Source organism: Micromonospora sp. NPDC049799, from assembly GCF_040656655.1.
Lineage (GTDB): Bacteria > Actinomycetota > Actinomycetes > Mycobacteriales > Micromonosporaceae > Micromonospora.
The window spans coordinates 1-13,980 of record NZ_JBFAMU010000094.1 but is presented as its reverse complement, the minus strand read 5'-3'; the positions used below and the strand labels follow the sequence as shown (position 1 = coordinate 13,980).

The following is a 13,980-nucleotide window of genomic DNA, read 5'->3' as shown; positions in this document are numbered from 1 at the left end:
GGTCACGGCGGCCACCCGGCCGGACGCGCGCAGCGCCCGCCGGGTGGCGGCGCCGACGCGCCCCGGTTCTCTGCTACGCCTGTGTGAGCCGGCCATGGCGACGGCGGGTCAGGAACCGGCTCCGGTGGTACGACGGCGGCCCCCGAAGAAGCCGAACCCGACGGCGAGCGCCACCGCGGCGAAGCCCCCGATCAGCAGCAGGGAACCCGGACCGGTGCCGCCGGCCGTGCCGCCGCCCCCGGTCGCCGGTCCCTTGGTGGGCTGCGCCATGTCCAGCACGGTGAACGTGGACGTCGCGGTCCTGCCGTTGTCGCAGCGCAGGTCGACCGGGTAGTCGCCGGGCTCCTTGCTGCCTGGCACGGTGACCTGTCCGGTGAGGAACCCGTTGTCCGGTCGCAGCACGACCCGGTCGAACGCGTCCGAGTGCACGGTTGCCTGCTCGTTGTTGGCGTTGTCGCAGCTGGCCCGGATGCTCACCCGTGTGCCCGCCTGGGCGGGGTTGGGTGTCACCTCCACGAAGGTGTTCTCCTCCGCCCGGGCCGGCGCGGCTCCGACCAGGGCGAACGCCCCGATCAGGACGAGCGCCCCGAGCAGTCGGACGATGACTCCCGAGGCGTCGAACACGCTCGGGTACGGTCGCAGACCCCGCATGATCCTCCCTCCCGGCACCGGTGCACCGGTCCTGCTGGGGCGACGCGCGGTGCTTTCCCGCTGGTCGGCCGGGCACACGGAGGGACGGCGTGTTAAGCGGGGGCCCTTCCTCTACCGGAGGCGTTGACGGGGGGGCCTTCCCTTCCGCCCAGCGGGGCGACCGGGTGCCACTCCAGCGGGGTGGAGAGGACCATGGTGCTGGACGGCTGGCCGTACGGGGCGAGCCGGTCGATGACCCCCTCGAACTCGCCGATCGAGCCGGCGGCGACCTTGAGCACGCTGCACGCGTCGCCGGTGATCCGGTGGATTTCCATGATCTCCGGCCAGCCCGCCACCTCGGGATCGTTGAGGATGCAGCGCGACCCGTAGCAGGACATCCGGATCAGCGCGACCACGGTGCGACCGGCGCGGGCCAGGTCGACGTGCGCGTGGTAGCCGGTGATCACGCCCGACTCCTCCAGCCGCCGCACCCGCTCGGCGACGGCCGGCGGGGAGAGGTGCACCCGGCGCGACAGCTCACTGAAGGACAGCCGTGCGTCGGCCTGAAGCTCGCGCAGCAGCGCCCAGTCCATCTCGTCCACGCTCCGACCTTACGTTCTCCAACCCGATGCCGCCTATCGCCTTTCATCCCAGAGGTCCCACCTGACCAGCGCCGTTGCTTCGGCATTCCGTCGGCGGTTCCCACCGCGAGATCATGGCGTCCACCGGCGTGTCGCCGGTGGAACGGTGCGAGCGGAGGGAGCGGAACGTGGAACGGACGGACCCGAGAGCGGCCAACCGGGCGGCGGTGCGGCCGGTCACCCCGCGTCAACGTGCCGCGCGGGCGGCCCGCAACGGCGGCGAGCCCACCCTGGAGTTCACCGAGCGCGTGCCGTACGACGCGTACGTGCAGGCCAGCACGCTGCACCGGTTGCAGACGCCGTTGAGCGACGACCCGGGCGAGATGTCGTTCCTGATGGTCAGCCAGATCATGGAGCTGTACTTCGGGCTGACCTGCCACGAGCTGCGCGAGACGTCCCGCCTGCTGCGGGAGGACCGGGTCTGGGACGCCCTGGCCCCGCTGCGTCGCGCCGCCCTGCACCTGGAGGGGCTCAACGCGGCCTGGAAGGGGCTGCGCTGGATGACCCCGGCCGACTTCAACCGGTTCCGCAACCTGCTCGGCGAGGGATCCGGCTTCCAGTCCGCGATGTACCGCCACCTGGAGTTCCTGCTCGGGCTCCGGGACCCGGCGCTGATCCGGCCGTTCCGCCGCCAGACCGACGTGTACGCGGACCTGACGGCCACCCTCGCCGCCCCCAGCGTGTGGGACGAGGTCGTCGCGCTGCTCGCCCGGCACGGCCACGACCTCCCGGCCGAGCTGCTGGAGCGGGACGTCGCCGGGGAGCACGAGCCGCACGCGGCCGTCGAGGCGGCCTGGGTGCGGATCTACGACGACGAGGGGCCGGACAACCACCTGCGCCTGCTCGGCGAGGCCCTGGCCGAGGTGGCCGAGCAGTTCGGCGACTGGCGGTGGAACCACGTCAAGGCGGTGCAACGCACGATGGGCGCCAAGGTCGGCAGCGGTGGTTCGGCCGGCCTGGCGTGGTTGCAGCGCAGCATGGCCCGGGTGGTCTTCCCGGAGCTGTGGTCGGCCCGAACCGCGATGTGACCGGAGAACACGAGATGCACACCCTGGAACACGAGGCCCATCGCCTCGACGCGGCCGACCGAGGCCACCGGCACCTGTTCCACGTGCCGCCGGCCGACGGGGGCCGCTACCCCGAGACCGCGTACCTGGCCGGCAACTCGCTCGGCCTGCAACCCCGGGCGACCCGGGACGACCTCCTCGCCGACCTGGACGCCTGGGCGCGGCTGGGCGTCGAGGGGCACCTGGAGGCGAACCGGCCGTGGCTGCCGTACCACGAGCTGCTCACCGGGCCCGCCGCGCGACTGGTCGGCGCCCGCCCGGCGGAGGTCGTGGTGATGAACTCCCTCACCGTCGACCTGCACCTGCTGATGGTCAGCTTCTACCGGCCGGCGGGCCGTCGCACCCGGATCGTCATCGAGGACACCGCCTTCCCCTCGGACAGCTACGCCGTCCGTAGCCAGGCCCGGTTCCACGGCCTGGACCCGGACACCGCGGTGGTCCGGCTGACGCCGCGGGCCGGTGAGGACACCCTGCGCACCTCCGACGTCTGCGACTTCCTCGCCGCCGAGGGCGACACGGTCGCGCTGGTGCTGCTGGGCGGGGTCAACTACCTGACCGGCGAGCTGCTCGACATCCCGGCGGTCACCGCGGCCGGCCGCGCCGCCGGTGCCGTCGTCGGCTGGGACCTGGCGCACGCGGCCGGGAACGTCCCGCTGGCCCTGCACGACTGGGACGTCGACTTCGCCGCCTGGTGCTCCTACAAGTACCTGAACTCCGGGCCCGGTGCGCTGGCCGGCGTCTTCGTCCACGAGCGGCACCTGGGCGATCCCGACCTGCCCCGCTTCGAGGGCTGGTGGAGCACCGAGTCGGCCACCCGCTTCGAGATGACCCCGGTGTCCCGGCCGCCGGCCACCGTGGAGGCGTGGCAGATCTCCAACCCGCCCATCCTGGCGATGGGCCCGGTCCGCACCTCGCTGGAGATCTTCGACTCCGTCGGCATGCCGGCGCTGCGGGAGCGCAGCCTGCGGCTCACCGGCTGGCTGGAACGGCTGCTCGACGAGGTGACCGCCGACCGGCCGCTGACCGTGGTCACCCCGCGCGACCCCGCGCGCCGGGGCTGCCAACTGTCCGTGCGGATCGGCGCCAGCAGCGCCGCCGGGCTGGCCAAGCGGCTGCGGTACGAGCACGGCGTGATCGCCGATGCCCGGGAGCCGGACATCATCCGGTTCGCCCCGGTGCCGCTCTACTCGACGTACCACGACTGCTGGCGCGTCGCCGAGGCGCTGGCCGCGACGGTGGAGGGACGGTCATGATCCGGCGGGACGAGGTCGCGGTGGTCGGTGCCGGGCTGGCGGGTTGCCTGCTGGCCTGCTTCCTGGCCCGCCGGGGCTACCCGGTGGCGATCTACGAGCGGCGGCCGGACCCCCGCACCGGCACGGTCGAGCGGGGACGCTCGATCAACCTGGCGCTGTCCGAGCGGGGTCTCGACGCGCTGCGCCGGATCGGGCTGGACAAGCAGGTGATGGCGGACGCGCTGCCGATGCGCGGCCGGATGATCCATCCGGTCTCCGGAGAGTCGCACTTCCAGTCGTACAGCGTCTCCGGTGACCGGGCGATCAACTCGATCAGCCGGGGCGCGCTCAACAACGCGCTGCTGGACGCCGCCACCGCGCTGCCCGGCGTGCGGGTCGCCTTCGACCACCGGCTGGTCGGGCTCGACCCCGCCAGCGGCGACATGACCTTCGAGACTCCGCAGGGCACGGTCGCGGCCAGCGCGTCGGTCGTCCTGGGCGCCGACGGCGCCGGCTCCGCCGTGCGGGGACAACTGCTGCGGTACGGGCTGCTGACCGAGAGCCTGGACTTCCTCGACTACGGCTACAAGGAGCTGACCATCCCGCCGGTCGACGGCGACTTCGCCCTGGACCCGGAGGCCCTGCACATCTGGCCGCGCGGCACCTCGATGATGATCGCGCTGCCCAACCCGGACCGCTCGTTCACCTGCACGCTGTTCTGGCCCACCCACGGCACCGCGAGTTTCGCCTCGCTCGGCAGCCCGGCGGCGATCGAGCGGCACTTCGCCACGCACTACCCGGACCTGCCGCCGCTGGCCCCGAACCTGGTGGACGACTACCAGCACAACCCGGTGGGCGTGCTCGGCACCGTCCGCTGCGACCCGTGGCAGGTCGACGGGAAGGTCGCTCTGCTGGGCGACGCGGCCCACGCCATCGTGCCGTTCTACGGCCAGGGCGCCAACGCCGCGTTCGAGGACGTCGTCGAACTGGACCGGTGCCTGGACGAGTGCGCCGACGACTGGTCGGCGGCGCTGCCGCTGTTCCAGCACCGCCGGCAGGTCAACGCCGAGGCCATCGCGCGGATGGCGTTGACCAACTTCGTGGAGATGCGGGACAAGGTCGCCTCGCCGCTGTTCCGGCTGGGCCGCCGGGTGGAACACGCGCTGGAACGGGCCCTTCCCGGCCGGTACGTTTCGCAGTACGAGCTGGTGTCCTTCTCGACCACCCCGTACGCCGAGGTGCGCCGCCGGGTCCGCCGGCAGCACCGCGTGCTCGGTGCCGTCGCCGCAGGAGCGGCGCTGCTGGTGGCCGGCACGGTCGGGGCCCTGGTCGGTCGGACGTCCGGTGGCCCGGCCGCCGGCACGCAACGAGGGAGGCGTCGATGACCGTCTGGGATCCCCGGTTGACGGCCGGTCGGTCGCCCGACGGGCCGGGTCTGCTGCGCAACTTCGTGGCCGGCGAGTTCGTCGAGGCGGGACGCCGGTTCACCAAGCGCAGCCCGGTGACCGGCGAGCCGGTCTTCGAGGTCGCCGAGGCGAGCGGCTCCACCGTGGACGACGCGGTCGCGGCGGCGCGTGCGGCGCTGCGCGGCCCGTGGGGCCGGATGGGGGAGCGGGAGCGGGCGGAGGTGCTGCGCCGGGTCGCCGACGAGCTGGAACGCCGCTTCGACGACCTGGTCACCGCCGAGGTCGCCGACACCGGCAAGGCCATCTCCCAGGCCCGTACGCTCGACGTTCCGCGCGGCGCGGCGAACTTCCGGGCCTTCGCCGAGATCGTGGCGACCGCGCCCACCGAGTCGTTCACCACGGTCACCCCGACCGGTGGCCGGGCGCTCAACTACGCGGTCCGCAAGCCGGTCGGCGTGGTCGCCGTCATCGTGCCGTGGAACCTGCCGCTGCTCCTGCTCACCTGGAAGGTCGCTCCCGCGCTGGCCTGCGGCAACGCGGTGGTGGTGAAGCCGAGCGAGGAGACGCCCGCCTCGGCGACGCTGCTCGCCGAGGTGATGGCGGCGGCCGGCGTGCCGGCCGGGGTGTTCAACCTGGTGCACGGCTTCGGGCCGGACTCGGCCGGGGAGTTCCTCACCCGGCACCCGGACGTCGACGCGATCACCTTCACCGGCGAGTCGTCCACCGGCGGGGCGATCATGCGCGCGGCGGCCGACGGGGTGAAGGCGGTGAGCTTCGAGTTGGGCGGCAAGAACGCCGGGCTGGTCTTCGCCGACGCGGACCTGGACGCGGCGGTCGCCGGGTCGGTGCGGTCCAGCTTCACCAACGGTGGGCAGGTCTGCCTGTGCACCGAACGGATCTACGTGCAGCGCCCGGTCTACGAGGAGTTCACCGCGCGCCTGGCGAAGCGGGCCGCCGACCTGGCGTACGGGTGGCCGGCCGACGAGGCGACCGCGAACATGCCGCTGATCTCGCACCAGCACCGGGAGAAGGTGCTCGGCCACTACGACCTGGCCCGCGCCGAGGGCGCCGACGTGCTCACCGGGGGCGGGACGCCGCGCTTCGGCGACGCCCGCGACGGCGGGGCCTACGTGCAGCCGACGGTGCTCACCGGGCTCGGCCCGGACGCCCGGACCAACACCGAGGAGATCTTCGGCCCGGTCGTGCACGTCGCGCCCTTCGACGACGAGGACGAGGCGTACGCCCTGGCCAACGGCACCCGGTACGGCCTGGCGGCGACGGTCTGGACGCGGGACGTGGGCCGGGCGCACCGGGCCGGGGCGCGGCTGGACGCCGGCATCGTCTGGGTCAACACCTGGTTCCTGCGCGACCTGCGCACCCCGTTCGGCGGGGTGAAGGCGTCCGGCATCGGCCGCGAGGGTGGCGTGCACTCGCTGGACTTCTACTCCGAACTCACCAACGTCTGCGTGGATCTCACATGACCTCTGATCTGGAAGCCGCCGCCCGGGAGCTGACCGAGGCCCGGGAGAGCGGCAAGCCCTGCCCGCCGCTGCGCGGCCGGCTGCTGACCGAGGGGGACGTCGCCTCGGCGTACCTCGTCCAGCAGGCGCAGGTCCGCGAGTGGCTGCGGCACGGCCACCGGCGGGTCGGCGCGAAGATCGGGCTGACCAACCCCGTCGTGCAGGAGAGCTTCGGCGTCTACCAGCCCGACTTCGGCGTCCTGACCGACGCCATGGCGGTGCCGGACGGCGCCGAGGTGGGCATCGACCGCCTGCTCCAGCCCCGCGTCGAGGCCGAGGTCGCCTTCGTCCTCGGCGTCGACCTGCCCGACGGGCGGATCACCACCGCCGACCTGCTGCGCGCCGTGGACCACGTGCTGCCGGCCATCGAGATCGTCGACTCGCGGATCGCCGGCTGGGACATCTCCATCGTGGACACCGTCGCCGACAACGCCTCCAGCGGCCTGTTCGTCCTCGGTACCACCCCGCGCCGGCTCGCCGACGTTGACCTGCGGCTGTGCGGGATGGTCCTGGAGCACGCGGGGGAGCCGGTCTCGGTCGGTGCCGGTGCGGCCTGCCTCGGCAACCCGCTGCACGCGTTGGAGTGGCTGGCCGGCACGATGGCCCGCTCCGGCGACCCGCTGCGGGCCGGCGACGTGGTGCTCTCCGGAGCGCTCGGCCCGATGGTGCCGGTGACCCCCGGCGCGGCGTACGAGGCCCGGATATCCGGCCTCGGTTCGGTCCGGACGTGTTTCTCGAAGGGCGGTGACCAGTGAGCACGGGTGTGGCGGTGATCGGGTCCGGCAACATCGGGACCGACCTGATGATCAAGGTGCTGCGGCTCAGTGACAGCCTGCGCATGGTGGCGATGGCCGGCATCGACCCGGACTCCGACGGCCTGGCGCGGGCCCGGCGGCTGGGCGTCGCGACCACCGCCGGGGGCGTGGACGGGCTCGTCGCGCTGCCCGGGTTCGCCGACGTCGAACTGGTCTTCGACGCCACCTCGGCCGGGGCGCACCGGCACAATGACGCGGTGCTGCGCGCCCACGGCCGGACGGTCGTCGACCTGACCCCGGCGGCAGTCGGCCCGTACGTGGTGCCGCCGGTCAACCTCGACGAGCACCTGCACGAGACGAACGTCAACATGGTGACCTGCGGTGGCCAGGCGACCGTGCCGATCGTCGCCGCCGTCGGCCGGGTCACCCCGGTGGCGTACGGCGAGATCGTCGCCTCGATCGCCTCGCGGTCCGCGGGGCCGGGCACCCGGGCCAACATCGACGAGTTCACCGAGACCACCGCGCGGGCGATCGAGGTGGTCGGCGGCGCCGAGCGCGGCAAGGCGATCATCGTGCTGAACCCGGCCGAGCCGCCGCTGCTCATGCGGGACACCGTCTACTGTCTCTGCCCGGACGCCGACGCCGACCGGTCCGCGATCGCCGCCTCGGTGGCGGACATGGTGGCGACCGTGCAGGAGTACGTCCCGGGCTACCGGCTGAAGCAGGACGTGCAGTTCGACCGGGTCGACAGCTACGTGCCGTCGCTCGGGCGGCACCTCACCGGGCTCCAGGTGTCGGTCTTCCTGGAGGTCTCCGGCGCGGGTCACTACCTGCCCGCGTACGCCGGAAACCTGGACATCATGACCTCGGCCGCGCTGCGCACCGCGGAGCGCCTGGTCGCCCTTCGCAGGACGGTGACCGCATGACGGACCTGTACATCCAGGACGTGACCCTGCGCGACGGCATGCACGCCATCGCCCACCGGTACACCGTGGACCAGGTGCGGACCATCGCGGCGGCGCTGGACGCGGCCGGGGTGGCCGCCATCGAGGTCGCGCACGGCGACGGGCTGGCCGGGTCCAGCGTCAACTACGGGCACGGCGCGGCGAGCGACGCCGACTGGATCTCCGCCGCCGCCGAGGTGCTGACCACCGCGAAGCTGACCACCCTGCTGCTGCCCGGCATCGGCACCATCGCCGACCTGCGGGCGGCCAAGGCGCTCGGCGTGGCCAGCGTCCGGATCGCCACCCACTGCACCGAGGCCGACATCTCCGCCCAGCACATCTCCTGGGCCCGGGAGAACGGCATGGACGTCTCCGGGTTCCTGATGATGTCGCACATGGCCGACCCGGCCGCGCTGGCCGCGCAGGCGAAGCTGATGGAGTCGTACGGCGCGCACTGCGTCTACGTCACCGACTCCGGCGGCCGGCTGCTGATGTCCGACGTGGCCCAGCGGGTCGACGCGTACCGGCAGGTGCTGGAGCCGGAGACGCAGATCGGCATCCACGCCCACCACAACCTCTCCCTCGGCGTGGCCAACAGTGTGGTCGCGGTCGAGCACGGGCGGATCCTCGGCGCCACCCCGGCCGGTGCAGACGCCGCGCACGGCCGGACCGTCCGGGTGGACGCGTCGCTGGCCGGGATGGGCGCGGGCGCCGGCAACGCCCCGCTGGAGGTGTTCGTCGCGGTCGCCGAGTTGCACGGCTGGAAGCACGGTTGCGACGTGTTCGCGCTGATGGACGCCGCCGACGACGTCGTCCGCCCGTTGCAGGACCGACCGGTCCAGGTGGACCGGGAGACCCTCTCCCTCGGGTACGCGGGCGTCTACTCCAGCTTCCTCCGGCACGCCGAACGTGCCTCCGAGAAGTACGGCGTGGACGTCCGCTCGATCCTCGTCGAACTAGGCCGGCGCCGGATGGTCGGCGGCCAGGAGGACATGATCGTGGACGTGGCGCTGGACCTCGCCGGCCGCCGCGAGCAGGAGGAGACCGCATGATCGGGCCGGACATCGCGGGGATCGCCGAGAAGTTGGGCGGCGCCGCGGACAACGCCACCGCCATCGCCCAGCTGGCCGCCGACACCGGCCTGGACGTCGACGCCGCGTACGCGGTGCAGACCGCGCTGGTCCAGCGTCGCATCGAGCGGGGCGAGCGGCTGGTGGGCCTGAAGATGGGCCTGACCAGCAGGGCCAAGATGGCGCAGGTCAACGTCGACGAGGTCATCTGGGGGCGGCTCACCGACGCGATGCGGGTCCCCGACGGCGGCACGGTCGACCACGGCGCCTTCATCCACCCCCGGGTCGAGCCGGAGGTCGCGTTCCTGCTGGACCGCCTGCCCGAGCCGGGCGAGCCGCTGGGCTCCTTCACCGACGCGGTGCGCGCGGTGGCACCGGCGATCGAGCTGATCGACTCCCGCTACGCCAACTTCACCTTCTCGCTGCCCGACGTCGTCGCGGACAACACGTCGGCCGCCGCCTTCGTGGTCGGACCGTGGAGCCCGGTGCCGGACGGGCTGGACAACCTCGGTGTGCTGCTGGAGATCGACGGGCGGGTCGCCCAGGTCGGCTCGACGGCGGCGATCCTCGGTGACCCGCGCCGGGCCCTCGACGAGGGTGTCCGGTTGGCCGGCCGGCACGGCGTACGCCTGGAGGAGGGTTGGGTCTTCCTGGCCGGCGCCGCGACGGCCGCCGTGCCGCTGCGCCCCGGCGCCCACGTCCGGGCCGTCGTGGAGACGTTGGGCACGGCGTCGTTGCGGGCGTCGGCATGACGGCCCGGGTGGTGGCCGGCAAGGCCGTCCCGCGCGGCGCGTTTCCGCACGTCAAGGTCGCGGGCGGCTTCGTCTTCGTCTCCGGTACGTCGTCCCGGCGGCCGGACAACAGCTTCGCCGGTGTCGAGGTGGACGAGTTCGGCACGACCAACCTGGACGTCCGGGAGCAGACCCGGGCCGTGATCGGCAACATCCGCGACCTGCTGCGCTCGGTCGGTGCCGACCTCGGCGACCTCGTCCAGGTCACCAGCTACCTGGTGAACATGAACGACTTCGGCGGCTACAACGAGGTGTGGGCGGAGTTCTTCGACGCCACCGGCCCCACCCGGACGACCGTCGCGGTCCACCAGCTACCCCATCCGCACCTGCTGATCGAGATGCAGGCCGTCGCCCTGCTCCCCCCACAAGGAGGTCAGTCGTCGTGAGTGAGATCGCGGAGCCGTTCAGCTTCCCCGGTTGGATCGCCGAGAACCAGCACCTGCTGAAGCCGCCGGTGGGCAACAGGGAGATGTTCCCGGGTGGGGACGACTTCATCGTCATGGTGGTGGGCGGCCCCAACCAGCGGACCGATTTCCACGTCGACCCGTACGAGGAGTTCTTCTACCAGGTCAAGGGCAACATGCACATCAACCTGATGCTCCCGGAGGGGCCGCGTACGGTGCACGTGCGCGAGGGGCAGATGTGGATGCTGCCGCGCGACACCCCGCACTCGCCGCAGCGGCCGGAGGCCGGCTCGATCGGCGTGGTGGTCGAGCGCGTCCGCGAGGAGGGCACGCTGGAGAGGTTCCAGTGGTACTGCCCGGAGTGCGGGCACAAGGTGCACGAGGTGGAGTTGCAGGTCCGCGACATCGCCGCCGACCTGCCCCCGGTGTTCCAGGCGTTCTACGCCGACGAGAAGGCCCGCACCTGCGACAACTGCGGCGCGCTGCACCCGGGCAAGGGCTGATGCGGCCACCCGTCGTCGACGTCCACACGCACCTCGTACCGAAGGGGTGGCCGGACCTCGCCGCGGCGTGCGGCGGGTCCGGCTGGCCCTGGCTGCGGATCGACTCCGAGCGCGCCGCCATGATCATGGTGGGCGGGACGGAGTTCCGGCCGGTCGGCGCGGCGTGCTGGGACGCGCCGACCCGCCTGGCCGACATGGACGCCGACGGCGTGGACGTGCAGGTCGTCTCGCCGACCCCGGTGTTCTTCTCCTACGACCGTCCGGCGGACCAGGCCGTCAAGGTCGCCCGGATCTTCAACGACCTGACCCTGGAGGTCACCGCGGCCGGGGGCGACCGGCTCGTGCCGTTCTGCCAGGTGCCGCTGCAGGACCCGGACGCGGCCTGCGCGGAGCTGGACCGCTGCCTGGCGTCGGGCCACGTGGGTGTGGAGATCGGCAACCACGTCGGCGACCGCGACCTGGACGACGCGGGGATCGTGCAGTTCCTGACCCACTGTGCCGAGGTCGGCGCGCCGGTCTTCGTGCATCCCTGGGACATGCCCGGTGGTCCCCGACTGGATCGCTGGATGGCCCGCTGGCTCACCGGCATGCCCGCCGAGACGCACCTGTCGGTGCTGGCGCTGATCCTCGGCGGCGTCTTCGACCGGGTGCCCGGGACGCTGCAGATCTGCTTCGCGCACGGCGGCGGCAGTTTCCCGTTCTGGCTGGGCCGCGCTGACAACGCCTGGCACCGCCGCAACGACCTGGTACGCGGCGCCTCCACGATGCCGCCGAGCCGTTACGTCGACCGGTTCAGCGTGGACTCCGTCGTCTTCGAGCCGGCCGCCCTGCGGCTGCTGGTCGACACGATGGGCGCCGAGCGGGTGCTGCTCGGCAGCGACTACCCGTACCCGCTGGGGGAGCGCCCGGTCGGCGCGGTGGTGCACCGGTCGGACTTCCTCACCGACGCGCAGCGCGCCCGGATCCTCGGCGGCAACGCCCTGCGCTTCCTCGGCATGGACCGGCAGGTCGCCTGATCGACCGTGCGATCCGGGGTCCCGGGCGCCTCGGTGGACGCGCTTCCCGGGAAGTGGCGCGTCCACCGCTTGCAGAAGGGGTCAGGAGTGGGGGCAGGTGTCCCGGTACTCCTGAATCGTCGTGCCGCGTGGCGCCGGGCAGAGGAACTGTTCGTAGCGGGTGTCGTCGTCCACGAACCGCTTCAGCCAGGAGATGCTGTACTTGGCGATGGTCACGTTCGGTGACGTGGGCGCCGAGTGGCTGGCGGCGTTGAGTTCGAGGTACGCCTTGTCCAGGGTGGACGGCAGGCTGGTGTAGAACGGCTCCGAGTGCGAGGTCACCGAGGCGATGGAGTCGTTCTCCGCACCCACGACCAGCGTCGGGACGCGTACCCCGGACCAGTTCTTGACGGTGTGCCAGCCGGTCAGCGGGATCGCGGCCTGCAACGCCGGCCGGGCGTTCGCCGCGGACAGGGTGCCGCCGCCGCCCATCGAGTGGCCCATCACGGCGAGTCGGTTCCGGTCGATCCGGGTCCGCACCGTACTGGTGTTGGTGAGGTGGTCGAGGGCGGCGAGCAGTTGGGTTCCGCGGCTGGCCGGCTGGTCGTAGCGGGACAGGGTGTCGATGGTGACGACGACGAAGCCCTGCGAGGCCAGCCGGGGCCCGAGCCAGGCCACGCTGGACTGGGTCGCGGTGTAGCCGGGGGAGATCGCCACCGCGCCGAAGGTGCCCTCGGCGGTGCTGGTGGGGTAGTAGACGGTGCCGCCGCGGAAGCCGCTGACGCTGGAGGCGGCGATGGTGGTCTGGGCGATGGCGAACGGGCCGCGGCTCGCCTCGATGCTCGCCGCGCTGGGGTCGGGGCCGCGCTGGTAGGGGCTCGCGGCGGCCTGGGCGGGCGCGGCGGCGGTCAGGCCGGCGCCGACCAGGAGCAGGGTCAGCGCCGCCCGGACGGTGGCGGTGGCCCAGCGGGGGGCCGGTCCGGGACGGGGACCGTGCCGGGGGACGGTGGGGGCTGCGGATGGCATGTGGTCGCTCCCTGTGGGGTGCGGAGGGCCCGGTTCCGGTGCCGATGGTGGTGGGCGGTCAGGAACCGATCGATGCATGTCCATCGATACGTCATCGTCCGTCGCCGTGTCGCCGGCCGCCAATCCCGGGCGGCCCCTGTCACCGCGATATGCGGCATCCGGCGTCCTCGCCGCCCGGCGGTCGGTCGTGTCGCCCCCGCCGTCGGCGTCCCACCGGGCAGGATGAGGGGATGGCCGAGCCGCACGACCTGACGGCGCTGGAGCAGGCCGCCGCGATCACGCGCGGCGAGCTGTCCAGCCGCGAACTGGTCGCGCACCACCTGGAGCGGGTCGCCGCGCTCGGCGACACGGTGGGTGCGTTCGTCACCGTCACCGCCCAGGCGGCCCTCGCCGCGGCCGACGCCGCCGACACCGTTCCGCCCGTGGACCGTGGCCCGCTGCACGGCGTGCCGACGGCGGTCAAGGACCTCACCCTCACCGCCGGGGTGCGCACCACCTTCGGCTCCGCCGCCTTCGCCGACTTCGTGCCGCCGGTCGACGCCGACGTGGTCCGCTTCATGAAGGCCGCCGGCCTGATCAGCCTCGGCAAGACCACCACCTCGGAGCTGGGCTGCTCGCTCTACTCCGAGGGGCTGGTCGCCCCGCCCGCCCGCAACCCGTGGGACCTCGCGTACACCGCCGGGGGCTCCAGTGGCGGCGCGGCGGCGGCCGTGGCGGCCGGGCTGGTGCCCGTCGCGCAGGGCTCCGACGGCGGTGGCTCGCTGCGCATCCCCGCGTCGATGTGCGGGCTGGTCGGCTACAAGCCCAGCCGGGGGCTGGTCTCCGGCGGACCGCTCGGCTTCGGCGCGTACGGGCTGCCGACCAACGGGCCGATCGGGCGAACCGTCGCCGACGTGGCGGCGCTGCTCGACGTGCTGGCCCACCCGGTGGCGGGGGAGCCGTACCTGCCGCCGGCCCAACCCGCCGGGGGTTGGCTCGGTGTCGCCCGGGCCGCCG

15 protein-coding genes are annotated in these 13,980 nt (G+C 73.1%); 12 read left to right on the top strand and 3 right to left on the bottom strand.

Going from position 1 to position 13,980, the window contains the following annotated elements:
* Nucleotides 1–108 precede the first annotated feature (108 nt).
* Together AB0I76_RS10590 and AB0I76_RS10585 are read right to left on the bottom strand one after the other, a co-directional pair.
* Nucleotides 109–651: a hypothetical protein gene (locus AB0I76_RS10590; RefSeq protein ID WP_357032969.1), complete on the bottom strand. Its 543-nt coding sequence runs from the start codon at nt 649–651 to the stop codon at nt 109–111.
* A gap of 92 nt (nt 652–743) precedes the next feature.
* Nucleotides 744–1,232, bottom strand: coding sequence for an Lrp/AsnC family transcriptional regulator (locus AB0I76_RS10585; RefSeq protein ID WP_357032966.1), 489 nt, complete (start codon nt 1,230–1,232; stop codon nt 744–746).
* Between the two features lie 167 nt (nt 1,233–1,399).
* Between AB0I76_RS10585 and AB0I76_RS10580 the strand changes: the two genes are divergently transcribed.
* Genes AB0I76_RS10580 through AB0I76_RS10530 form a run of 11 tightly spaced genes read left to right on the top strand, consistent with a single transcriptional unit; the run spans nt 1,400 to nt 11,979 of the window.
* A complete protein-coding gene (locus tag AB0I76_RS10580; RefSeq protein ID WP_357032963.1) occupies nt 1,400–2,299 on the top strand; it encodes a tryptophan 2,3-dioxygenase family protein in 900 nt (299 codons plus the stop codon).
* A gap of 14 nt (nt 2,300–2,313) precedes the next feature.
* A complete protein-coding gene (kynU, locus tag AB0I76_RS10575) occupies nt 2,314–3,591 on the top strand; it encodes a kynureninase (RefSeq protein ID WP_357032960.1) in 1,278 nt (425 codons plus the stop codon).
* Nucleotides 3,588–4,955 (top strand): NAD(P)/FAD-dependent oxidoreductase, encoded by a 1,368-nt coding sequence (locus tag AB0I76_RS10570; protein ID WP_357032957.1) that lies wholly within the window; start codon nt 3,588–3,590, stop codon nt 4,953–4,955. The genes kynU and AB0I76_RS10570 overlap by 4 nt, the downstream gene beginning before the upstream one ends.
* Entirely contained in the window at nt 4,952–6,457 is a 1,506-nt protein-coding gene (locus AB0I76_RS10565; protein ID WP_357032954.1) for a 2-hydroxymuconic semialdehyde dehydrogenase, read from the top strand. The genes AB0I76_RS10570 and AB0I76_RS10565 overlap by 4 nt, the downstream gene beginning before the upstream one ends.
* Nucleotides 6,454–7,251, top strand: a complete 798-nt coding sequence (locus tag AB0I76_RS10560; RefSeq protein WP_357032951.1) for a fumarylacetoacetate hydrolase family protein — start codon at nt 6,454–6,456, stop codon at nt 7,249–7,251. The genes AB0I76_RS10565 and AB0I76_RS10560 overlap by 4 nt, the downstream gene beginning before the upstream one ends.
* Nucleotides 7,248–8,177: an acetaldehyde dehydrogenase (acetylating) gene (locus AB0I76_RS10555; RefSeq protein WP_357032948.1), complete on the top strand. Its 930-nt coding sequence runs from the start codon at nt 7,248–7,250 to the stop codon at nt 8,175–8,177. Before AB0I76_RS10560 ends, AB0I76_RS10555 begins: the two co-directional genes overlap by 4 nt.
* Nucleotides 8,174–9,247 carry a 4-hydroxy-2-oxovalerate aldolase gene (gene dmpG / locus AB0I76_RS10550; protein WP_357032945.1) on the top strand — a complete coding sequence of 358 codons (1,074 nt, stop codon included), beginning with the start codon at nt 8,174–8,176 and terminating at the stop codon, nt 9,245–9,247. The genes AB0I76_RS10555 and dmpG overlap by 4 nt, the downstream gene beginning before the upstream one ends.
* Nucleotides 9,244–10,017 carry a fumarylacetoacetate hydrolase family protein gene (locus AB0I76_RS10545; protein ID WP_357032942.1) on the top strand — a complete coding sequence of 258 codons (774 nt, stop codon included), beginning with the start codon at nt 9,244–9,246 and terminating at the stop codon, nt 10,015–10,017. The genes dmpG and AB0I76_RS10545 overlap by 4 nt, the downstream gene beginning before the upstream one ends.
* On the top strand, nt 10,014–10,442 hold the full coding sequence (locus AB0I76_RS10540) for a RidA family protein (protein WP_357032940.1): 429 nt from the start codon (nt 10,014–10,016) through the stop codon (nt 10,440–10,442). The genes AB0I76_RS10545 and AB0I76_RS10540 overlap by 4 nt, the downstream gene beginning before the upstream one ends.
* Nucleotides 10,439–10,963 (top strand): 3-hydroxyanthranilate 3,4-dioxygenase, encoded by a 525-nt coding sequence (locus AB0I76_RS10535; RefSeq protein ID WP_357032936.1) that lies wholly within the window; start codon nt 10,439–10,441, stop codon nt 10,961–10,963. The genes AB0I76_RS10540 and AB0I76_RS10535 overlap by 4 nt, the downstream gene beginning before the upstream one ends.
* Nucleotides 10,963–11,979 carry an amidohydrolase family protein gene (locus AB0I76_RS10530; RefSeq protein WP_357032933.1) on the top strand — a complete coding sequence of 339 codons (1,017 nt, stop codon included), beginning with the start codon at nt 10,963–10,965 and terminating at the stop codon, nt 11,977–11,979. The genes AB0I76_RS10535 and AB0I76_RS10530 overlap by 1 nt, the downstream gene beginning before the upstream one ends.
* 81 nt (nt 11,980–12,060) lie before the next feature.
* Here AB0I76_RS10530 and AB0I76_RS10525 read toward each other — a convergent pair whose 3' ends face one another.
* Nucleotides 12,061–12,984, bottom strand: coding sequence for an alpha/beta hydrolase (locus AB0I76_RS10525; protein WP_357032929.1), 924 nt, complete (start codon nt 12,982–12,984; stop codon nt 12,061–12,063).
* Nucleotides 12,985–13,214: 230 nt separating this feature from the next.
* Here AB0I76_RS10525 and AB0I76_RS10520 point away from each other — a divergent pair.
* The coding region (locus tag AB0I76_RS10520; protein WP_357032926.1) for an amidase at nt 13,215–13,980 on the top strand (766 nt) is incomplete at its 3' end.

What these genes read in the sequence shown, in the direction of transcription:
- dmpG (WP_357032945.1), top strand. Translation starts at nt 8,174, where the DNA reads ATGACGGACCTGTACATCCAGGACGTGACCCTGCGCGACGGCATGCAC.
- AB0I76_RS10570 (WP_357032957.1), top strand. Translation starts at nt 3,588, where the DNA reads ATGATCCGGCGGGACGAGGTCGCGGTGGTCGGTGCCGGGCTGGCGGGT.
- AB0I76_RS10565 (WP_357032954.1), top strand. Translation starts at nt 4,952, where the DNA reads ATGACCGTCTGGGATCCCCGGTTGACGGCCGGTCGGTCGCCCGACGGG.
- AB0I76_RS10590 (WP_357032969.1), bottom strand. Translation starts at nt 651, where the DNA reads ATGCGGGGTCTGCGACCGTACCCGAGCGTGTTCGACGCCTCGGGAGTC.
- kynU (WP_357032960.1), top strand. Translation starts at nt 2,314, where the DNA reads ATGCACACCCTGGAACACGAGGCCCATCGCCTCGACGCGGCCGACCGA.
- AB0I76_RS10540 (WP_357032940.1), top strand. Translation starts at nt 10,014, where the DNA reads ATGACGGCCCGGGTGGTGGCCGGCAAGGCCGTCCCGCGCGGCGCGTTT.
- AB0I76_RS10525 (WP_357032929.1), bottom strand. Translation starts at nt 12,984, where the DNA reads ATGCCATCCGCAGCCCCCACCGTCCCCCGGCACGGTCCCCGTCCCGGA.
- AB0I76_RS10560 (WP_357032951.1), top strand. Translation starts at nt 6,454, where the DNA reads ATGACCTCTGATCTGGAAGCCGCCGCCCGGGAGCTGACCGAGGCCCGG.
- AB0I76_RS10530 (WP_357032933.1), top strand. Translation starts at nt 10,963, where the DNA reads ATGCGGCCACCCGTCGTCGACGTCCACACGCACCTCGTACCGAAGGGG.
- AB0I76_RS10545 (WP_357032942.1), top strand. Translation starts at nt 9,244, where the DNA reads ATGATCGGGCCGGACATCGCGGGGATCGCCGAGAAGTTGGGCGGCGCC.